23 protein-coding genes are annotated in these 18,906 nt (G+C 46.1%); 9 read left to right on the top strand and 14 right to left on the bottom strand.

Features of this window, described 5'->3' with window-relative positions:
- Positions 1-13: 13 nt before the first annotated feature.
- From ytkD to H7F26_RS00550, 4 genes are all read right to left on the bottom strand, one after another.
- On the bottom strand, positions 14-490 hold the full coding sequence (gene ytkD, locus H7F26_RS00535) for an RNA deprotection pyrophosphohydrolase (protein WP_003184602.1): 477 nt from the start codon (positions 488-490) through the stop codon (positions 14-16).
- A 194-nt stretch (positions 491-684) separates the two neighbouring features.
- Positions 685-1,008, bottom strand: coding sequence for a hypothetical protein (locus tag H7F26_RS00540; protein WP_003184604.1), 324 nt, complete (start codon positions 1,006-1,008; stop codon positions 685-687).
- Positions 1,009-1,055: 47 nt separating this feature from the next.
- The gene (locus H7F26_RS00545; protein ID WP_003184607.1) at positions 1,056-1,460 is read right to left on the bottom strand and encodes a phage holin family protein; all 405 of its coding nucleotides are present in this window, start codon (positions 1,458-1,460) and stop codon (positions 1,056-1,058) included.
- A gap of 151 nt (positions 1,461-1,611) precedes the next feature.
- Positions 1,612-2,049, bottom strand: a complete 438-nt coding sequence (locus H7F26_RS00550; RefSeq protein WP_003184609.1) for a Dps family protein — start codon at positions 2,047-2,049, stop codon at positions 1,612-1,614.
- 133 nt (positions 2,050-2,182) lie between these two features.
- Here H7F26_RS00550 and ytzI point away from each other — a divergent pair, with 133 nt between their 5' ends.
- Entirely contained in the window at positions 2,183-2,326 is a 144-nt protein-coding gene (ytzI, locus tag H7F26_RS00555) for a YtzI protein (RefSeq protein WP_003184611.1), read from the top strand.
- Here the strand turns inward: ytzI and H7F26_RS00560 are convergent.
- The gene (locus H7F26_RS00560) at positions 2,320-2,763 is read right to left on the bottom strand and encodes a FixH family protein (protein WP_003184613.1); all 444 of its coding nucleotides are present in this window, start codon (positions 2,761-2,763) and stop codon (positions 2,320-2,322) included. The genes ytzI and H7F26_RS00560 overlap by 7 nt on opposite strands.
- 131 nt (positions 2,764-2,894) lie before the next feature.
- Entirely contained in the window at positions 2,895-3,368 is a 474-nt protein-coding gene (locus H7F26_RS00565; protein ID WP_003184615.1) for an S-ribosylhomocysteine lyase, read from the bottom strand.
- A gap of 137 nt (positions 3,369-3,505) precedes the next feature.
- On the opposite strand from H7F26_RS00565, the gene yidD reads away from it, so the two are divergent.
- Positions 3,506-3,733, top strand: coding sequence for a membrane protein insertion efficiency factor YidD (gene yidD / locus H7F26_RS00570; RefSeq protein ID WP_003184617.1), 228 nt, complete (start codon positions 3,506-3,508; stop codon positions 3,731-3,733).
- On the opposite strand, the gene H7F26_RS00575 is transcribed toward yidD, so the two are convergent.
- Positions 3,730-4,299 carry a beta-class carbonic anhydrase gene (locus H7F26_RS00575; RefSeq protein ID WP_003184618.1) on the bottom strand — a complete coding sequence of 190 codons (570 nt, stop codon included), beginning with the start codon at positions 4,297-4,299 and terminating at the stop codon, positions 3,730-3,732. The genes yidD and H7F26_RS00575 overlap by 4 nt on opposite strands.
- Before the next feature lie 126 nt (positions 4,300-4,425).
- On the opposite strand from H7F26_RS00575, the gene H7F26_RS00580 reads away from it, so the two are divergent.
- Both H7F26_RS00580 and H7F26_RS00585 read left to right on the top strand, forming a co-directional pair.
- Positions 4,426-5,607: a GTP-binding protein gene (locus tag H7F26_RS00580; protein ID WP_003184620.1), complete on the top strand. Its 1,182-nt coding sequence runs from the start codon at positions 4,426-4,428 to the stop codon at positions 5,605-5,607.
- A gap of 98 nt (positions 5,608-5,705) precedes the next feature.
- Complete coding sequence (locus H7F26_RS00585) at positions 5,706-6,701, top strand: metal ABC transporter solute-binding protein, Zn/Mn family (RefSeq protein WP_061566004.1); 996 nt, start codon at positions 5,706-5,708, stop codon at positions 6,699-6,701.
- An 85-nt stretch (positions 6,702-6,786) separates the two neighbouring features.
- Here the strand turns inward: H7F26_RS00585 and H7F26_RS00590 are convergent, their stop codons facing one another.
- Positions 6,787-7,032 carry a type B 50S ribosomal protein L31 gene (locus H7F26_RS00590; RefSeq protein WP_003184624.1) on the bottom strand — a complete coding sequence of 82 codons (246 nt, stop codon included), beginning with the start codon at positions 7,030-7,032 and terminating at the stop codon, positions 6,787-6,789.
- Positions 7,033-7,223: 191 nt separating this feature from the next.
- Here H7F26_RS00590 and H7F26_RS00595 point away from each other — a divergent pair, with 191 nt between their 5' ends.
- Genes H7F26_RS00595 through H7F26_RS00610 form a run of 4 tightly spaced genes read left to right on the top strand, consistent with a single transcriptional unit; the run spans position 7,224 to position 10,055 of the window.
- The gene (locus tag H7F26_RS00595) at positions 7,224-8,549 is read left to right on the top strand and encodes a cytochrome ubiquinol oxidase subunit I (RefSeq protein WP_003184626.1); all 1,326 of its coding nucleotides are present in this window, start codon (positions 7,224-7,226) and stop codon (positions 8,547-8,549) included.
- A gap of 38 nt (positions 8,550-8,587) precedes the next feature.
- Positions 8,588-9,631: a cytochrome d ubiquinol oxidase subunit II gene (locus tag H7F26_RS00600; RefSeq protein ID WP_025806211.1), complete on the top strand. Its 1,044-nt coding sequence runs from the start codon at positions 8,588-8,590 to the stop codon at positions 9,629-9,631.
- A 44-nt stretch (positions 9,632-9,675) separates the two neighbouring features.
- Positions 9,676-9,837 carry a DUF1540 domain-containing protein gene (locus H7F26_RS00605; protein ID WP_003184630.1) on the top strand — a complete coding sequence of 54 codons (162 nt, stop codon included), beginning with the start codon at positions 9,676-9,678 and terminating at the stop codon, positions 9,835-9,837.
- Positions 9,838-9,863: 26 nt separating this feature from the next.
- Positions 9,864-10,055: a hypothetical protein gene (locus H7F26_RS00610; RefSeq protein WP_003184632.1), complete on the top strand. Its 192-nt coding sequence runs from the start codon at positions 9,864-9,866 to the stop codon at positions 10,053-10,055.
- 158 nt (positions 10,056-10,213) lie between these two features.
- On the opposite strand, the gene menC is transcribed toward H7F26_RS00610, so the two are convergent.
- The 6 genes from menC to H7F26_RS00640 all read right to left on the bottom strand — a co-directional run bounded on the left by menC (position 10,214) and on the right by H7F26_RS00640 (position 17,654).
- Positions 10,214-11,323 carry an o-succinylbenzoate synthase gene (menC, locus tag H7F26_RS00615; RefSeq protein WP_009329428.1) on the bottom strand — a complete coding sequence of 370 codons (1,110 nt, stop codon included), beginning with the start codon at positions 11,321-11,323 and terminating at the stop codon, positions 10,214-10,216.
- Between the two features lie 12 nt (positions 11,324-11,335).
- Positions 11,336-12,772: an o-succinylbenzoate--CoA ligase gene (locus tag H7F26_RS00620; RefSeq protein WP_003184634.1), complete on the bottom strand. Its 1,437-nt coding sequence runs from the start codon at positions 12,770-12,772 to the stop codon at positions 11,336-11,338.
- A gap of 77 nt (positions 12,773-12,849) precedes the next feature.
- Positions 12,850-13,668, bottom strand: a complete 819-nt coding sequence (gene menB, locus H7F26_RS00625; RefSeq protein ID WP_003184637.1) for a 1,4-dihydroxy-2-naphthoyl-CoA synthase — start codon at positions 13,666-13,668, stop codon at positions 12,850-12,852.
- Positions 13,669-13,681: 13 nt separating this feature from the next.
- Positions 13,682-14,503, bottom strand: a complete 822-nt coding sequence (gene menH, locus H7F26_RS00630) for a 2-succinyl-6-hydroxy-2,4-cyclohexadiene-1-carboxylate synthase (protein WP_009329430.1) — start codon at positions 14,501-14,503, stop codon at positions 13,682-13,684.
- A complete protein-coding gene (gene menD, locus H7F26_RS00635; RefSeq protein ID WP_061566003.1) occupies positions 14,491-16,233 on the bottom strand; it encodes a 2-succinyl-5-enolpyruvyl-6-hydroxy-3-cyclohexene-1-carboxylic-acid synthase in 1,743 nt (580 codons plus the stop codon). The genes menH and menD overlap by 13 nt, the downstream gene beginning before the upstream one ends.
- A complete protein-coding gene (locus tag H7F26_RS00640; protein WP_009329432.1) occupies positions 16,230-17,654 on the bottom strand; it encodes an isochorismate synthase in 1,425 nt (474 codons plus the stop codon). The genes menD and H7F26_RS00640 overlap by 4 nt, the downstream gene beginning before the upstream one ends.
- Positions 17,655-17,922: 268 nt before the next feature.
- On the opposite strand from H7F26_RS00640, the gene H7F26_RS00645 reads away from it, so the two are divergent.
- Entirely contained in the window at positions 17,923-18,855 is a 933-nt protein-coding gene (locus H7F26_RS00645) for a 1,4-dihydroxy-2-naphthoate polyprenyltransferase (protein ID WP_003184647.1), read from the top strand.
- Positions 18,856-18,906: the final 51 nt, after the last annotated feature.

Raw genomic sequence — 18,906 nt, forward strand, 5'->3', positions numbered from 1 at the left:
AATGCAGGGCTTTTTATTTGATGATGCCGGCCTTTTTCAGCTTTTCAAGACTGATCGTCAGGACGGAATCTTTCATAATAAAACTGTAATTTTTGTTTTTTGCGATATCCTTCGGGAGGCTCTTCAGCAAAACAGGACCATTCGTCTCATAGTACGTCTGCTGTTTTTCTATCTTTTCGATATCGGCAAAATAAATATTTTTGACGATCACTTTCTCCCTGCCAAGAACTTTATATTGTCCGAGATAGGTCAGCTTTCTTACGACAGCGCCCGTTTCTTCCTTCACTTCCCGCAAAGCCGCTTCCTCAGCGTTTTCGCTCGGTTCGACTTTGCCGCCGGGGAATTCACGGCCCCTGTCCTTATGATTTGTCAGCAGCCATTGATCCTCGTAACGGCAGATCACCCATACATGCTTTGGTTCTTTTGAAAAAGGTTCCTTCTCAAAAGAAAGCTGAACCGTATTACGGTAAAAATCTTTAAATTCGTACATCCTAATCCCTCTTATCCGTTTCCTTGCTTCTTCCACTCATCATATCATATATTGGTTCTTTCGGTAGAGTTTTTGTCCAGTTCAGTTCAGTAATTTTATCGTTCCCTAAAGAACTTCATTGTCCATTCCTGAGTGAGAAGGCGGCAAGGCTGGATGACTCCGCGCCTGCGGGCGCTTTTCAAAAGCGGCATTTTTTAATCTGCTGAATTGAGTTCGGCAAGGCCGTTTTCACTGATAAATGACTTGGTTTCTTCATTGCCCAGACGGTAAAGCATCGAGTAAATGTCTTTGCGCAGTTCGTCCATTTTATCATTTGCACTGTCATTGTGATATTCGACCGCAGGCACGTGAGCTCTGAAAAAGTTGACCCAGTCTTCTGAATACAGCTGATCAAAATATTCCCTTAAAATGATGATGTCATCATCTGTCGCCGAAATTTGAAATTCCCACGGGGAAGCGTCAGAGCTCTGCGAAATCATTCCATCTTGCACCGAAACATAGTATGTCTTTTTTTCCAAAGCCAATCATCCTTTTTCGTGTTAGTATGACCAGTTGTTTTAAAATGTTACGGCTTTCCCCGGAGTTTTTCCTTTATGGTATTTAAAATGTCCAATAACATCTGCGGCACGGGGATTCCTAACGAATGAGCCGTGCTCACGATTTGAAACGCTTCATATAAAATATAAAACATAATAGAAAAATCGCGGATCGAACTGCCTGTTTGCAGCATTTGATCAAAAAGGTGGGCAACGGATATCAGAAAGAGCGTAACCAATTTTTTCGCCAGCCTTGTAAACAGCCTCTTAATTGTAAATCGATCTTCCACACATTCGTTCAAGCTTTTGCTGACAAATTCAATGCCCATCAGCGTAATTAAGATCATAAATAAATATTCGATTCGGCCAAACAAAAATCCGATGGCCGATAAACCAATTGTAAAGAGCGAAAAGATGCTTAAGTCCTTAAACATATGCTTCAACATCCTTTCAAAAAAGACTTTTCATAGCTTATCCTATGAAAAAAGACTTTGAAAGGCTTGGATGAATTGTTTGACAATTTCTAAAAAAGGCTTTAAAAAGAACGAAAACACAAAAAAGCTCAGGCATTGCCCGAGCTTTTCCTTACCCTAAGTAGGCTTTCAGCATCCAGTTGTGTTTTTCGATCGATTGATGAATCGCGAGCAGCATGTCTCCCGTCGTTTCATCGTTGACTTCATCGGCAAGCTCCATTCCGCTTTTCAGCTCCTCAGCCACCGTTAAAAAGTCATTATAAATATTTTGCACCATTTGTTCAGCAGACTCGCTTCCGTCCGCTTCTTTAATCGCGGACATTTCCAGGCATTCCTTCATCGTTCCGACCGGAGAGCCCTGTATGGCCAATAGGCGTTCAGCCAAATCATCGATATGCTCTGCCGCTTCTGTGTAAAGCTCTTCGAATTTTTCATGCAGCGTAAAGAAATCTTTCCCTTTCACATACCAATGATAATTATGTAGCTTCACATATAGAACGGTCCAGTTCGCGACTTGTTTGTTGACGGTTGCTTTCAATTTTTCAGACATTAGATCGTCCTCCTTTTCGTTTACTTTTGATTTACCCGTTTAGCTTGTGCAGGAAACATTTCTTTTACTCTTTATCATGATTTTCTTTGCCTGATATGGTAAACTGTTGGAAAAAGCTATTCGGAGGTAAGTGATGATCCTCTTTTGGATTATTGTAGGAATTCTGATCACCGGCGCCGTTCTATCCATATCGCTTGTCACAACATCAAAAGCTTATGACTTCAAGCATGAAGTCGATCCCCTCCCGTCGCGGGAAGAAGAACAGCCCCATCAATGATGGTGGGCTTCTTCTTTTTCATCTTCATCGGTCTCATCCGTCGCTTTCCCTACTTTAATGTCTGCAACAGGCATTGTATGCTGTTTTTTCGCCGTGACATGGACTTGGACTTTGTAGTGGCCGTCTTCAGGAAACGCTTTTTCCATGCTGTATACGCCTTTTCCCTCATTCTTCGCTTTGATTAGCTCGCTATCTTCCTTGCTCCCGGCCTTCCAGCATTCAAACTCCACCTCATCGGCATCTGCAACCGGCTCTTCCCCGTAGAGGACGGTCGCTTTTATGACAGCCTTTTCATTTTTGGCCGCCGATTCAGGCGCCGCCAGTTTTGCCGTCAGCACTTTGGGCTCCTCATCCGATGCCGCCTGCTTGTCCCCCTGGCTGCAGGCGGAAAGACCGACCGCTAAACATAAGAGAATGAACCATTTTCCAAAACGCATCCTATCACCCTTCTTCTATGATATGTATTACAATATAAAGTGTAGCAAAGTTCAGGGATAAATGGCATTATTTTCTTTGTGAACAAAAAATGAAAACCGGCTCTCTTATGAGCCGGTTTTTTTCAATCATTTTACCCAAACACCTTGAGCAGGTCTTCTTTATTTTGCGAAAGCCAAAAACGCATCATGCGCTTTGCGCCTTCAAGATCGTGAAGCTTTGCCTGGCCGCACTGTTTTTCGTTAGCCGCAGGAATTTCAGTCACTTCAACGGCTTCTTTGAACGTATCCTCAAGCAAATCAACGATTTCTTCCACTTTCGGCTCACCGCTTACCACCAGGTAATAGCCCGTTTGGCAGCCCATCGGCGAAATGTCGATAATATCAAAGTGGTCATATTTTTCCGCATATGTGCGGATTGTAAATGCAAGAAGGTGCTCCAAAGTATGAATCGTATCAGGTTTCATTGCCTGTTTATTCGGCTGGCAAAAACGGATGTCAAACTTGTTGACGACGCCGTCCGTTCCCACTTTGTGGACGCCGCAGTGTCTGACATAAGGCGCTTTTACCGCATTATGGTCAAGCTCAAAACTTTCAACTGAAGGCATGGTTCCTCTCTCCCCTCTAATCGGTCTTTTTGTATTATATCATACTTTACCGATAAGTTTTCAGGTGAATGCTTTTCCTTTTTATGCGTTTTTTGCTTATATTATAATAAGATCAAAACAAAAAAGGTGCGAAAAACATGAAAACCGTATTCCTGCTGCTCATCCGCTTTTATCAAAAATGGATATCACCGGCTCTTCCGCCGACCTGCCGTTTTTATCCGACATGCTCCAATTACGGTCTTGAAGCGATCGAAAAGCACGGCGCATTTAAAGGCGGATGGCTCACCATCAAGCGGATTCTAAAATGCCATCCGTTTCATCCCGGCGGAATAGATCCCGTTCCGGAAAAAAAGCAAAAGGATTAGCGCTCTTCCGGATATCCGTTGACAATGAGATCCAGTCTGCCTGTTTCCGGATCAATGACAAGTCCGTGAACAGGTACTTCCTCCGGCATCAGCGGATGGTTCCGAATAACGCTTACACTGTCCCTGACGCTGTCCTCTACAGAATCAAAGCTTTTCAGCCATTGTTCAAAATCGACGCCGGAGTACTCAAGCGTTTCAATCCGTTCTTTTGGAATGCCGCGCTTGACGACTTTGTCCAAAAAGCTGTCACAGCTCAGCTTGCTCATGCCGCAGTCATAATGGCCGATCACGCATACTTCATCAGCGTTCAGTTCGTATACCGCAACGAGAATGCTCCGCATAATACTTCCGAAAGGATGAGCCACGAGTGCGCCCGCGCTCTTAACGATCTTCACGTCTCCGTTCCGCATATTCATGGCATGAGGAAGCAGCTCGACAAGCCTTGTGTCCATGCAAGACAGAATCACCATTCTTTTATCGGGAAACTTGCTTGTTTGATATTTTTGATAGTCCTGCCGTTCAACAAACTGTTGATTGAACTGTAGAATATTATCCAAAAGTTTCATGGCTCATTTCCTTTCTAAACGCTTTTTATATCTAAATATAACATATTTCTTGTATTTTTTTCACAAGTCCAGTAAGATTTCCTTTGTGCAAATCGAAACAATTACGTTTTAAGGAAGGTGAAAAACATGAAGGAAAACCTGATTCCGGTCACTGTTTTAAGCGGTTATCTTGGGTCCGGGAAAACGACGCTGCTGCAGCATGTCCTGCATGAAGCGCACGGCTTGAAAATCGCCGTGATCGTCAATGATATGAGCGAGATTAATATCGACGGCTCCCTCGTGAAAAAAGGTGACCTCATCCGCACGGATGAAAAGCTTGTCGAAATGCAGAACGGCTGCATTTGCTGTACGCTGAGAGACGATCTGCTCATCGAAGTCAAAAAGCTGGCGGAGAACGGCGGAATCGATTATATTCTCATTGAATCTTCCGGTATCAGCGAGCCGATTCCCGTCGCCCAAACCTTTACGTACAAAGATGAGGAGCTGAATATTGATTTAGGCAAATATTGCAGGCTTGATACAATGGTCACCGTCGTCGACGGCAGCCGTTTTTTTGAGGACTTCGCTTCGGGCGAGAGCCTATTGGAACGGAAGCAGGCGGCAGATGAAACGGACAGCCGGGAAGTGGCCGACCTTTTAATTGAGCAAATTGAATTTGCCGATGTCCTCATTTTGAATAAAACTGATTTACTCAATGAAGAAGAGCAGGAAAAGCTGTTCTGGTCCCTGAGAAAACTGAATCCGGACTGCGGAATCATTTCTGCGGCATTCGCAAAAGTGCCGCTTTCGGCCATCATGAATACGAAATCGTTCGATTTTGAAAAAGCAAGTCAATCAGCGGGATGGATCAAAGAGCTGAATGAAGAGCACACACCTGAAACAGAGGAATTCGGAATCTCTTCTTTCGTCTATCAAAAGCAAAGGCCTTTCCATCCTGAAAGACTGAAGCGCTGGCTTGAAAACTGGCCGCCGCAAATTATCAGAGCAAAAGGCTTCTTCTGGCTTGCTTCTCGAAATGACACAGCAGGCCTTCTGTCCCAGGCAGGCTCTTCCCTGATGATCCAAAGCGCGGGCCCCTGGATTGCAGCGTCTACCGAGGAAGAACAAAAGCTCGCGTTTGAAGAGGACCCTAATTTGAAAGCGGACTGGGATGAAACATACGGAGACCGGAAAACGGAAATCGTTTTTATCGGCATTGACATGAATCAGGAAGACATTATCCGCTCCCTGGATCAGACCCTTCTTACAGATAAAGAAATGAATTCAGACTGGTCGGCCTTACTTGATTCACTGCCTGAGTATATTTAACTATCATTTCCTCTTTTCAAATCGTAATTATTACGATACAATGATACAGGACCATTAAATCGGAACCATTTCAGTTTTACATTGAGAGGAGAAATACCATGAAAAAAACATTCGGAATAGCATCTGCATTCATTCTTGCTGCCGGATTAACAGCGGGTTGCTCAAGCAATGGAGCTTCCAGTGAACAAAAAGAAAATAAAGACACGCTGGACATCTATACAACCATTTATCCGCTTGAAGACTTCACCAAAAAGATCGGCGGAGAATATGTGAACGTTAAAAGTGTTTACCCGCCAAACGTTGAAGCGCACACTTACGAGCCAAGCTCAAAAACGATGGCGGAAATTTCCGACTCGGATGCCTTTATATACTCTGGAGTCGGTGTTGAAGGATTCGCAGACAAAGCTGTAAGCACACTTAAAAACAGCGACGTCAAAATCGTCAAAGCCGGGGAGGGCATTGACCTTCTGTCACGTGAAGAAGAAGGCGAACATGATGAGCATGCACATGAAGAAGAACATGAACACGGAGAAGCCGAAGGCCACGATCATCATCACGACCATGGAGATCATGACCCGCACGCATGGCTTGATCCTGTCCTTGCTGAAAAAATGGCCGAAAACATTAAAGACCAACTCGTAAAATTAGAACCTGAACACGAAAAAACGTTTACGAAAAACTATGAGTCATTAAAAAAAGACTTGGAGCAGCTTGACAAAGACTTCAAACAAACAGTCGACAAAGCTGATAAAAAAGAAATTCTCGTCTCACATGCCGCCTACGGCTACTGGGAAAAACGCTACGGCATTAAGCAGATAAGCGTTCTCGGCCTTTCGCCTACTGAGGAACCTTCACAAAAGCAGCTTGAAAACATTGTTAAAACAGCGAAAGAACATAATATTAAATATATCATTTTTGAAAGCAATGTCAGCAGCAAAATCTCCGAGATCATCAAAAAAGAAATCGGAGCGGAAAGTCTGACGATGAAAAACCTTGAATCTGTAACAAAAGAAGACATTGAAAGCGGCAAAGATTATACCGCCATCATGAAAGAAAACCTGGACGTCTTGAAAAAAGCTTTATCAAGCAAATAACAGAGAACAAGCGCATGAGATGTCATGCGCTTGTTTTTTAAATGGACGAAAAAAAAGGCCGGAAACATCCGGTCTTTTTAATTTATTAATCCATATTAAATCTTTTCTTGAACTGTTCGACCCTTCCGCCTCTTTCATTGAATTTCTGTCTTCCGGTATAAAACGGATGGGTATCAGAGCTCACCTCAACTTTTATAACGGGATACGTCTTGCCGTCTTCCCACTCGGCCGTCTCATCGGAAGTTTTAGTTGAGCGGCTTAAAAAACGGTACCCGCTGTTTACATCCTGAAAGATCACTTGATAAGTTTTCGGATGAATATTTGGTTTCATATGCCATTCCTCCTATCAAAACGTAATAATTACGTTTTATTATATACCTTTCAAATCCCTGTGTCAAAAATGAATGTTCATTTGCCATACTTAATCCCTTTATCCATTTTAACCTCCTACAGGAAGAATAATCTAAAAAAGGCGGTAAACAATAAAAAGCAAAATGGTGTAAATGAAAGGTGGTTTTCCGGATGAATGACTTGATTTTTGCAAGAAGCCTTTTCGGAACAACGATGGGATTCCATATTATTTTTGCCTCGCTCGGTGTCGGAATTCCTTTGATGATTTTGCTGGCCGAGCTGATCTATCAAAGAACGAAAGATCCCCACTACGCCATTATGGCCAAAAGATGGACGAAGGCGCAGGCCGTGTTGCTCGGGGTCGCCATACCGACCGGAACCATTGCCGGCACGCAGCTAGCCCTGCTCTGGCCGGGATTCATGGAAGTGATCGGAAAAGTCATGTCCCTTCCATTTCAAATTGAAATCTACGCCTTTTTTATTGAGGCTTTATTTATGTCCATTTATGTTTACGCAGCCGATCGGCTGACTCCACTTATGAGAATTACAGCCGTCATTTTTATCGTTATCGGAGCAGCCGCATCGGCCATCTTGATTACAAATGTGCACGCTTTTCAGGGAACGCCAGAAGGCTTCAAAATTGTAAACGGTGAAATTACGGATGTTCAGCCGTGGACGGCGTTCTTCAACAAAAGCTTTGTGGCCACAGCAGGACATGTTGTCGTCTCCGCTTTTATGACAGGTGCGTTTATTATTGCGACGATAGCCGCCTACAAAATGCTCCGAAACCGCGGCGATGATAGAGTCTACGCCCTTCATAGGAAAGCGCTGCTGCTCGGGCTGATTGTCGGAGGAGCGTTTTCTCTGGTCACGGCTCTGAGCGGGCACGAATCCGCACAGCTACTTCACCGCTACCAGCCTGAAAAACTGGCGGGCGCAGAAGGGCTGTTTGAAACCCAGTCCCATGCTCCTCTTGCGATCGGCGGATTTACTGATGAAAAGACGCAATCGGTGAAATGGGCGATTGAGATTCCGTGGGCTTTAAGCTTTTTGGCCGACAACCGCTTTGACACCGTCGTAAAAGGGCTGAATGACTTTCCAAGGGATGAGTGGCCTCCCCTGTTCATTCATACCTTATTTAACGGCATGGTTTTTATCGGCAGCCTTTTGATTGTTTATGCCGCTGTGGGTTTTATTTGGAGAAAAGTCATGAAAAAAGACCGCTTTCCCCGCTGGATGCTGGCCGTGTTCATAACCGGCGGCCCGCTCGCATTGCTCGCAATCGAACTTGGCTGGGTATTCGCTTGCACCGGAAGGCAGCCTTGGGTCATTTACCATATGCAGAAAACGTCGGAAGTAGTGACCACCTCCGGCTCGATCGGCATATTGTTTCTTTTGTTCTTTATCGTCTATATCATTTTAGGAGCAGCGGTGGTGTTCGTATTGCAATATTACTTTAAACGCCATCCTGTCGAAGAGGACTTAAAAAGCAGCTGAATGCACAAAAAAAACAGAAGGGAAGTCATATGATGCAACTGGATGGAACAACAGATGCCCTGCTGGCTATTTCGATCGTCTGGGGATTTATATTTATATACGCCGTTATGGCGTCGATGGATTTTGGAGCGGGATTTTGGTCGATGATTTATATGAACAAAAAACAGCTGAAAGCAACCAATATTGCAAACCGCTATCTTTCTCCGACCTGGGAAGTAACCAATGTTTTCATCGTCGGAATCGTCGTAGCCCTTTTCAGCTTTTTCCCGGGCGGCACTTTTGTGCTGGGGACTGTGCTTTTGATTCCCGGCAGCATCATTTTATTGCTTTTGGCGATTCGAAGCGGATTTTTGGTCTTCTCCCACGCTGCAAAAGATTATGAAAGGGCGCTGACTTACGTTTCAGGGATCAGCGGCTTTATCATTCCGGCTGTTTTAATCCTTGTCTTGCCTGTGACACACGGCAATTTCGTATACCAGGTAGACGGAAGCCACCAATTGGACTTTGTCAATTTGTTTTTAAGCCCTCATGCCTATTCTTTTATGGGCTTCGCCATTTTCAGTACGCTGTTTCTGTCTTCACTGCTGCTGGCTGATTTTTCAAATGTAGCCGGAGAAAAAGACGCGTATCAGGTCTACCGCCGAAACGCTTTAATTACCGGGCCGCTCGCACTGCTCATGTCGTTCAGCATCATGATGACCATGAGGACGGAAGCCAGCTGGCTTTATACAAAAATGATGGACGGGCTTCCATGGCTGATTTTATCGTTTTTGCTGTTTCTCGTCGCATTTGCGGCTCTGTTTCTGCCAAACAGACATAACAGCGACCGGCTGGGAAAGCCGCGCCTGGCTGTCATCGCCATTACGCTGCAGTATTTTACGGCGAGCTATGTGTACGGGAGGGCGCACCTTCCTTACATGGTCTATCCTGATGTCACGATTCAATCGGGCTTCACCGCACCGGAGACATTCAGGGCGCTGTTCATCTCCTACATCGTCGGTTTTATTATTTTATTCCCCGGCTTTTATTATTTCTGGAAATTGTTCATGAAGGACAAGCGGTACATCAAACAGCATGAATAAGGTTAAGCTAAATGTGTACAACTTTTAAAGGGGGCCCAAACTAAATGGAGCAAAAAATACTGTGTGAAGTCAGCAACTGCACCTATTGGGAAGAGGGTAACAAATGCACAGCCGACGCCATCTATGTCGTCAGCCATGCTGAAGGTGAAAAAGCTTCTAATAGTGAAGAAACGGATTGCAAAACCTTTAAACCTGAACATCATTAAAACGGATGAATGAAGGAGGGACAGTCGTGAATAAAGAGTCGCTGTTACAGGCTTTTTATCAGGAAATCCACGGGGCGGATGAAACCGCATTTCAAAAAGCCGCCCGCTCCTTCATGAACTTATGGGATTATGAATACGGCTGTCTCGACGGGCTGCCGGATCAAGCGGACCGGGTGATCGGACAGATCGTGCACGAAGATTTGCTTTTGGGCGATTAAAGGAAAGGGCTGTCATAAAGGCAGCTCTTTTTATGTTAAAAAAACCGGCTAGAAAGCCGGTCCAAACGAGAAGGGAATAATGTACAGCTTTAATATACATGAGAGGCCGCCTATTTAACAAAGCTTGAAAATCTGGAAATCGGCGTTTAAAACAGCCTTTACTGCTTAAAAACGTCTATTTTAGATGAATTCTTTCTTAAAATATGAGTATCGACTTCAAATCCCATTCCCGGTAAGGTTGGAACCTGAATATAGCCGCCCTCGATCCGGATTTCCGGTTTTACGATATCCTCTTCCCAATACCTTGAGGATGAAGAAAGATCCCCGGGAATCAAAAACTGCGGAAGAGAACTCAGTGCAAGATTATGGGCTCTTGAAATGCCGGTTTCAAACATGCCGCCGCACCAGACAGGCATTTGATGTTCTTTGCAGATGTCGTGGATTTTCAGAGCTTCTGTCAAACCGCCGACTCGGGACGGCTTTATATTGATAATTTTGCAGCTGCCGAGCTCAATTGCCTTTCGCGCATCAGCAGCCGAACGGATGCTTTCGTCAAGACAAATTGATGTTTTGATATGTTTTTGCAGATGGCGGTGGTCAACGATATCATCATCAGCCAGCGGCTGTTCGATCATCATTAATTTAAATGCGTCAAGCTCTTTAATCCGGCTGATGTCTTTTAATTCATAAGAAGAGTTGGCATCTGCCATCAGCGGCACCTTCGGAAAATGCCGGCGTATTTCTTTTAAAAGCTCTATATCCTGCCCGGGCTGAATTTTGATTTTTATTCTTTGATATCCTTCTTTTACATATTGTTCAATTTCCTGAAGCATATCATCCAATGGGGCAAGACCGACGACGACTCCGGCAGGAACTTCTGTTTTTACTCCGCCCAGCGCCTCTCTTAAAGAGATCCCTTTTTTCCTGGCGTAAATGTCCCAAAAGGCGGCTTCAAGGCCGGCCTTTGCCATTCGGTTGCCTTTGAATCCGCGAAGCGCCTCGGGCACTTCGGAAGGGTGTGTGAATGATTCGCGCAGCACAGCCGGAATCAAAAAATCTTTGAGCATGTGGTAGCATGTCTCCGTTGTTTCTTCGGTGTACCACGGAGATGAAAAAGCGGATACTTCCCCCCAGCCTGTCACACCTTCTTGATCAGCAGCTTCAACGATGATAAACTTGCGATCCTGAAAGGTTTCCAAGCTTGATTTAAAAGGCTTTTTCAGCCGCATGCTGAGATGGTACAATGTCAGCTGTTTGATTTGAATCATGGCGCTCTCCCTCTACAATTTATGTCTCATCAGTTTATTTGAAGCATTTCTCGGCAGCCTATCGACAAAATGAAATGCTTTAGGCACTTTATATGAAGCAAGCCGTTCTTTGCAAAATTCGCTCAGCTCCTCTTCATCAACGGGGCTGTCGGCGACGAGATAGGCGTGGGGAACCTTTCCCCAAGTTTTGTCATCGACTCCTTTCACCCCCGCTTCCGCGACATTGGGGTGTGACAGAAGAACGGCCTCGACTTCAGCCGGATAGATGTTTTCTCCTCCTGATATGATTAAGTCTGAACGCCTGTCCAGCACATATAAAAATCCGTCATCGTCAAAATACCCGATATCACCGGTTTTAAACCAGCCGTCATTGAATGAGTCTTTATTTGCCGCCTCATTTTTCAAGTAGCCCTTCATAACGGTCGGCCCTTTTACGGTTATTTCACCATGTTCTCCGGGTTGGCATTCCGTTCCGTTCTTTTCGATTTTGATGCTTGATGCAAACAGCGGTTTGCCGGCTGAACCGAGCTTTTCAATCGAGTATTCCGGGGCGAGGGTCGCAATCTGTGAGCACGTTTCAGTCATTCCGTACGACTGTACGACGGGCAGCCGCTTTCTTTTGCATTCCTCAAGGAGAGAAAGCGGTGCTGGCCCTCCGCCCAATAACAGGCACCTTAATGATCCGGGGCATCTGTCGACTTTTGCCGCAAGCCTCGACAGCATCGTCTGAACGACCGATGCAATCGTTACTTGCTGGTCTTTGATCGAACGAAGAACTTCTTCCGCGTCAAACCTTTGATGCAAAACGACAGTCATTCCGTAAATGACCGATTTAAAAAGCGCCGATAAGCCGCTGATATGGAAAAGCGGCAAGGCGATCAGCCAGCGGTCGTGTTCTTGGAGCCCCAAATTCAAGGCGGATGAAACCGCGCTGAAATAATGGTTTGCAAATGTCTGCATAACCCCTTTCGGCCGTCCGGTCGTTCCAGACGTATACATGATTGTTGCCGCATCGTCCAAATGAATGCTTTCGATTTCTGTAACCGGCGGGCAAGCGGCGTTTTGAACGTCTTCAATGTCAACAGCGCGAGCCGGCTGTCCCCCTCTATGCTCTTCTATGAAAGGCTTCTCTGTAAGCAATAGCTTTGCTTCAGAATGTTCAATTTGATATGATCGTTCGGCCATTGACAGCTTCGTATTCAGCAAAACGATGCGAACGCCGAGAAGAAAGCAGGCATGGACGGCGATGACCATCTCCATCCGGTTTGTGAGAAGTAAAGCCGCTGTATCCCCATTCTTCAGACCAAAGCTCTTCAGCCGGCTGGCCGTTTTTTTTGCTTCATGAAATAATTGAATAAAAGTCAGCTTGTGATCTCCCTGAATCACAGCCATCCTGTCAGGTGTCAGTTCTGCTCGCTGTTTAAGCCAATTCGGATGGTCCATCAGCATATCATCATCTCCAAAAAATGTCTTGAATGATAAAAGAAACAGCTCAGTCGCACCAAGCTGTTTCTCTCTTCCGATTTTTAAGGAAAACGCGGGAACTGTCCGAAGTCTGGACGGCGTTTTTCTTTAAACGCATCGCGGCCTTCTTTCGCTTCATCTGTTGTGTAATAAAGCAGTGTCGCATCTCCGGCAAACTGCTGGATGCCGGCAAGCCCGTCCGTATCGGCGTTAAAGGCCGCTTTAAGGAATCTGAGTGCTGTCGGGCTTTTCTCAAGCATTTCTTCACACCATTTAATCGTTTCTTCTTCAAGCTTTTCAAGCGGTACAACCGTATTGACAAGGCCCATTTCTTTTGCTTCCTGAGCGTTGTACTGACGGCACAGGTACCAGATTTCGCGCGCTTTTTTATGTCCGACGATACGCGCCAGATAGCCTGATCCGTAGCCCGCATCAAAGCTGCCGACTTTCGGCCCTGTTTGTCCGAAAATCGCGTTGTCCGCAGCAATCGTCAAATCGCATACGACGTGGAGCACATGGCCGCCGCCGATCGCATAGCCTGACACCATCGCTACAACAGGCTTCGGAATGACGCGGATCAGCCGCTGAAGATCAAGCACATTCAAACGCGGAATCTCGTCTTCACCGACATAGCCTCCGTGTCCCCTTACTTTCTGGTCTCCTCCTGAACAGAACGCTTTATCCCCGGCACCTGCAAGGATAATGACACCGATATTGGCATCATCCCGCGCATATGCAAACGCATCGATCAGTTCTGAAACCGTTTTTGGACGAAATGCGTTATGTACCTCAGGGCGATTGATCGTGATTTTGGCGATGCCGTTATATGTTTCATATAATACATCTTCGTATTGACGTTCGCTTTTCCATTCTACAGTCATTGATGTGTACCTCCTACTTTAAAATAAACTCACTTACTATTCTACCAAAAAAATCGGGCTCTTCCACATGAACCGCATGACCGGTATGTTCAACAATCTCGAGGCGGGCGGCTGGAATCCGCTTTGCCATGCTTTCATTGATGGCGACAAATTTCTGATCCAGGCTTCCCGCGATGAGAAGCACCGGATAATTGATCCCGCTCAGTTTGTTCCACCAAGACGGCTGTGATCCGGTCCCCATTCCGATTAAGCTGCCTCGAAGGCCGATCGGATTGTTGTTCAGACGTTCTTCGCGCACTTTTTTTCTTTTTGAAGGGTCCATTGAAAGCTGGGATGCAAACAGCGGAATGCCTTCCCAATAATCTACGAAAGACTTGATTCCTTCTTCAAGTATCCGCCTGCTGAGCCGGCTGTCCTGCTCCCTGCGCGCTTTTCTTTCTTCAGGCGAATCAAGCCCCGGAGAACTGCTCTCCAGCACAAGACCGGACACACGCTCGGGGTGAATCATCGCCAAGGATAAGGCAAGCCGGCCGCCCATTGAATAACCGATGAGGTAAGCCTGTTTTACATTTAAACGATCAAAAATTTCGATGAGATCCGCTGCCTGCTTCTCTGTTGTGTAGCGCCGGCTGTCCGATGGCGAGTCGGTTCCGCCGTGTCCGAGCAGATTCAGCTTGATCAGACGCATCCCCTGAAAATAGCCGTCTATCCCGTCCCATGTGGCCGCGCTTCCTGTAAAGCCATGCAAAAACACCGCCGTTTTTTCTGCAGACAGGCCATTGTCTTCAATTTTATAGGAAACGCCGTCTTTCAGTGTCAATTTCAAAACGGCCACTCTTTTCTTATTTCATGCAGCGCGGAATCAAGCATCCGGCGATGCTGCTCCACACGATCATCGCGCTTCGTTTTCACCTCAATGATATCCAAGCCGCGGCGGTTGACGGAGGATAAATACGCATCGGCAAAATGTGCGGATGATTCAGGGCATATATAGCGTCCCCCATACAGCTTGGCAGCATGCTCGAATTCGAGACCCGTCGGCGTTCCGAACAAGAGCTCGAAGTACCTTTCTTCAGCAGATTGGGGAAGAAATGAGAAAATGCCGCCGCCATCATTGTTGACGAGAACGACAGTCAGCGGAATATCGAGCGTTTTGCTGACGAGGAGGCCGTTTAAGTCGTGATAAAATGACAGATCGCCGATGACAAGGGTTACCGGTTCTTTCGTTGCGGCATATATGCCCAGCGCCGTTGAGACAACACCGTCTATCCCGTTCGCCCCTCTATTGGCAAAAATCCGGAAGGTCCGTTCCTGATTTTCAAAAAATGTGTCCGCATCGCGGATCGGCATGCTGTTTCCGACAAACACGGAGCTGTTGTCCGGAATCAAATGCTGAAGGTTCCGGTAGATATTTCCTTCAAAGGTAAGATCCTCAGCTTCAAGATTTCTTAAAAGAGCGCGGAAGCGGCTGTTGGCAAACCGCCACTTCTCAAGCCAGTTGCCTGTCCTATTTTCTGAATTGACAGCGGAATCCGCAAGAACAGCAATCTCCTCTTCCGTGCAATGCAGCATATGTGCGCTGAGCTGAGTCGGATCGCGCCATCCTCCATCTGGATCAACGACGATTTGCCTAATGCTCGGATTTTGCTTCAGCAGCTGAAAAAGCGGCTTGGAAACCGGCATCGCACCGAAGCGGATGACAAGCTCAGGCATGAGCTCGCGTTTCAGCTGTTCTTCTTTCAATAATGAGTCGTATGCATCGATAATGGTTTCTTTTGAATGGGTGCCGTTTCTCAAGTTTGAGAGCGGGTCAGCCAAAATTGGGTATTCTGCTGCCTGTGAAAGAGCTACAATATGTTCTTTTGCATCATCATCTTGCAGCTCTCCGCAGACGATTACGCCTTTTTCGGTCTCTTTAATCAGAGCACTCAGCACTACAAGCTCATGCCGATCAGCACGGAAGCGGCCGCTTTCAACCGTCACATGACTGCCGCTTCTCAGCCTTTGAAAAGGTTCATCCTCAAGGTTCGGCATGAGCGGCTCTCTCAGCGGAAAGTTGATATGCACGGGCCCGCGCGGCGCTTTTTTGGCTTCTCCGGCTGCACGTGCTGCCAAAGACCGGATGTACGCCAGCATGTCAGGATGACTGTCAGGCAAAGCCGAGTCTGTGAAAAACTTAACAAAGTTTCCGAATAAGAATTGCTGATCAATCGCCTGAGGTGCTCCTACTTCTCTCAGTTCATGCGGCCGATCAGCCGTTAAGATCATAAGCGGTATTCTAGAATAATGAGCCTCGATCACAGCCGGGTAGAAATTCGCTGCAGCCGTCCCGGATGTACAGATCAATGCGACTGGCTTCCGCATTGCCTTTGCCATGCCCATTGCAAAAAAAGCAGCGGATCTTTCATCCACATGGATATGAACATTGATGTCCGGATGACTCGCGGCCAAAATCGCAAGGGGCGTCGATCTTGATCCCGGGCAGATGACCGCTTCTGTCACGCCTGCAAGGGAAAGCTCATCAATAAAATTCCCTATATATTTTGTAATCGGATTTTCAGTCAACGGATATCGCCTCCAAGAGCAGACAGCATCGGCTTCATCTTAATTTGTGTTTCTTCGTATTCCATAAGAGGATCGGAATCAGCCACAACCCCGCAGCCGGCGAAAATTCTGGCCGCATTTGAATCGATAAGTCCCGACCTGATCGCCACCGCGAATTCCCCATTGCCGGACATGTCGATCCAGCCCGCCGGTGCCGCATACCAGCCCCTTGACATCGGTTCCAACTCCCTGATAACCTCAATCGCTTTTTGCTGTGGTGCTCCTCCGAGCGCAGGAGTTGGGTGAAGCTTCTCGATTAAATCAAAAATCGAGGACTCCGCATTCATTTTGCCGACAATCGGCGTATACAAATGCTGCACATTTTTTGTTTTGTAAAGTCCCGGCTTGGCCGGCTTTTTGATATTGCTGCAATTTGACAAAAGCGCCTGATGAATCATATTGACGACAATGTCATGTTCGATTAGATTTTTTTCATCGTTTAACAGCTCAAGACCGAGCATCCGGTCTTCCTGCTCACTTTCGCCTCTCTTGATTGAACCGGCGAGGCAGGTCGACAGAACGTTCTCTCCGTCTTTTTTGACAAGACGTTCCGGAGACGCGCCCACAAAACTTTTGCCGTTTTCTTCAATGGCGAATATATAGCTCGTTTTTTGTTCAGACATCAGATTGAATAATACTCTGTGAAGTTCGACAGGCTGATCGAACGTTAAAAGGATCTCTCTGGCGAGCACGACTTTATCGTACTTCCCGTTTTTAATGTCGTCTGTCGCCCGCCGGACCGCTTCAAGCCATTCAGGAACATCAAGCTCTTCCTTGGCGGTATATTGCGTATGACCTTTTTCCGGATAACGGGAATCGTCCGCCTTGGTCAGCTGTGAAGCAGCGCCCTTTATTTCTTCAAGTACTTTGCGCACGTCTTCTTCAGGAGTCTTCCATCTATTGACCGTTATGAATGTTTCCTCTCCGTCCTGTGTCAGCATAGCGGCGGGAATAAAAAAAGCGCCTTCCTGGTAGCCGTTCCAATGCTGCTTGCGATCTTCCAGCGGATCAAATGAAAAACCGCCAAACAGCAATGGCCCCACCGCTGCCTGACCTCTGCTTTGATCTTCATGAAAGTGATAGGTTTTCTCTTTTAAGCGCTCCCATTTTTCATGTACAGCCTGATAACGTCCGGCATCCTTCAGATCTGTGGAAACCGATATTTCCTTTCCCAGCCCGACAAGCGTCAGCCCGCCGTCCGGATCAGACCAGAAGAACCGTTCCCCGGCAAATTGTTCTTTCCCGTTTATGAAAAAGGAAAGAGCATCTATGCTCTCAATTTTTCTGGAATAGCTTATTAAAACAGCATGGTTGACTTTTTTGACGATGTTTAATGCTTCAGGCGCTTCCTTGAGGAAAGTGCGCTGCACTGTTGTCACCATGATACATTCCTCCAAAATCCGTAAAATGCTTTTATAACCATACACCTGTGAACGGTATGTGTCAACAAAACGACACTTTATTAACAACTGCCACCACCTATTATAAACGTAATCGGCCGATTGAAAAAGACAAGGTCATTTATTATTTTCGAATTGCAGGACGGCCGCTTTTTTTCTAACAATATCACCCATTATATTGACACCTTTTTTAACTTTTTCTAAACTTAGTATGGACGTGTACGTATTAAAACTAAAGGAGTCATACTTTATGCAGCATCAATCACTTTCAGGGAGTGTTTCTGAAATAAAGCCGGAAAAATGGCGCGTATGGTGGATGTTAACAAGACCCCATACACTGACAGCCGCCTTTGTCCCTGTAACGCTCGGGACCGTGATGTCCCTTGAATCGGGGAAAATTGACATCTGGCTGTTTTTAGCTATGCTGGCCGCATCAATATTGATTCAAATCGGAACGAACTTATTCAATGAGTATTTTGATTTTGTAAGAGGACTTGATAATGAAAACTCGGTCGGCATCGGAGGCGCTATCGTCCGCTATGGAATGAAACCGAAGACGGTTTTATACCTGGCATACGGACTGTTTGGAGCAGCCGTTTTACTCGGCGTGTACATCTGCGCTTCTTCAAGCTGGTGGCTTGCGCTGATCGGATTGGTTTGCATGGCCGTCGGCTATCTTTATACGGGCGGGCCGTTTCCGATCTCCTATACGCCGTTTGGTGAAATTATGTCAGGCGTTTTTATGGGAATGGTCATCATCCTGATTTCATACTATATTCAAACCGGCGGGCTGACTTGGAACGTCTTTCTGATCTCCCTTCCGATTACGATTTTAGTCGGAGGCATCAATCTTTCCAACAATATCCGCGATTTGGTCGGAGATAAAGAAAACGGAAGGAAGACGCTTCCGATTTTGGCCGGAAGAAAAAACGCCGTGCAGATTTTAAGCTGGGTTTTTGCTGTTTCCTATATATTGATCGGTATATACATCGGCTTTGAGATCGTTTCTCTGTGGAGCTGCCTCGTTCTTTTAAGCCTGCCTAAACCGATTAAAGCCATCCAGGAGTTCAAGGCAAAAGAAAAGCCGGCAGAACTGATGGTCGCCATGAAATCGACTGCGCAGACGAACACCTTTTTCGGCCTTCTGCTCGCCATCGCCCTGCTTATTCAGTACGTTTTTTAAAAAAAGAGCCTATACGGCTCTTTTTTTTGCTTTTATTTACAATGAAAGTTC

It is taken from the genome of Bacillus sp. PAMC28748, assembly GCF_014250415.1.
Taxonomy (GTDB): Bacteria; Bacillota; Bacilli; order Bacillales; family Bacillaceae; genus Bacillus; species Bacillus licheniformis.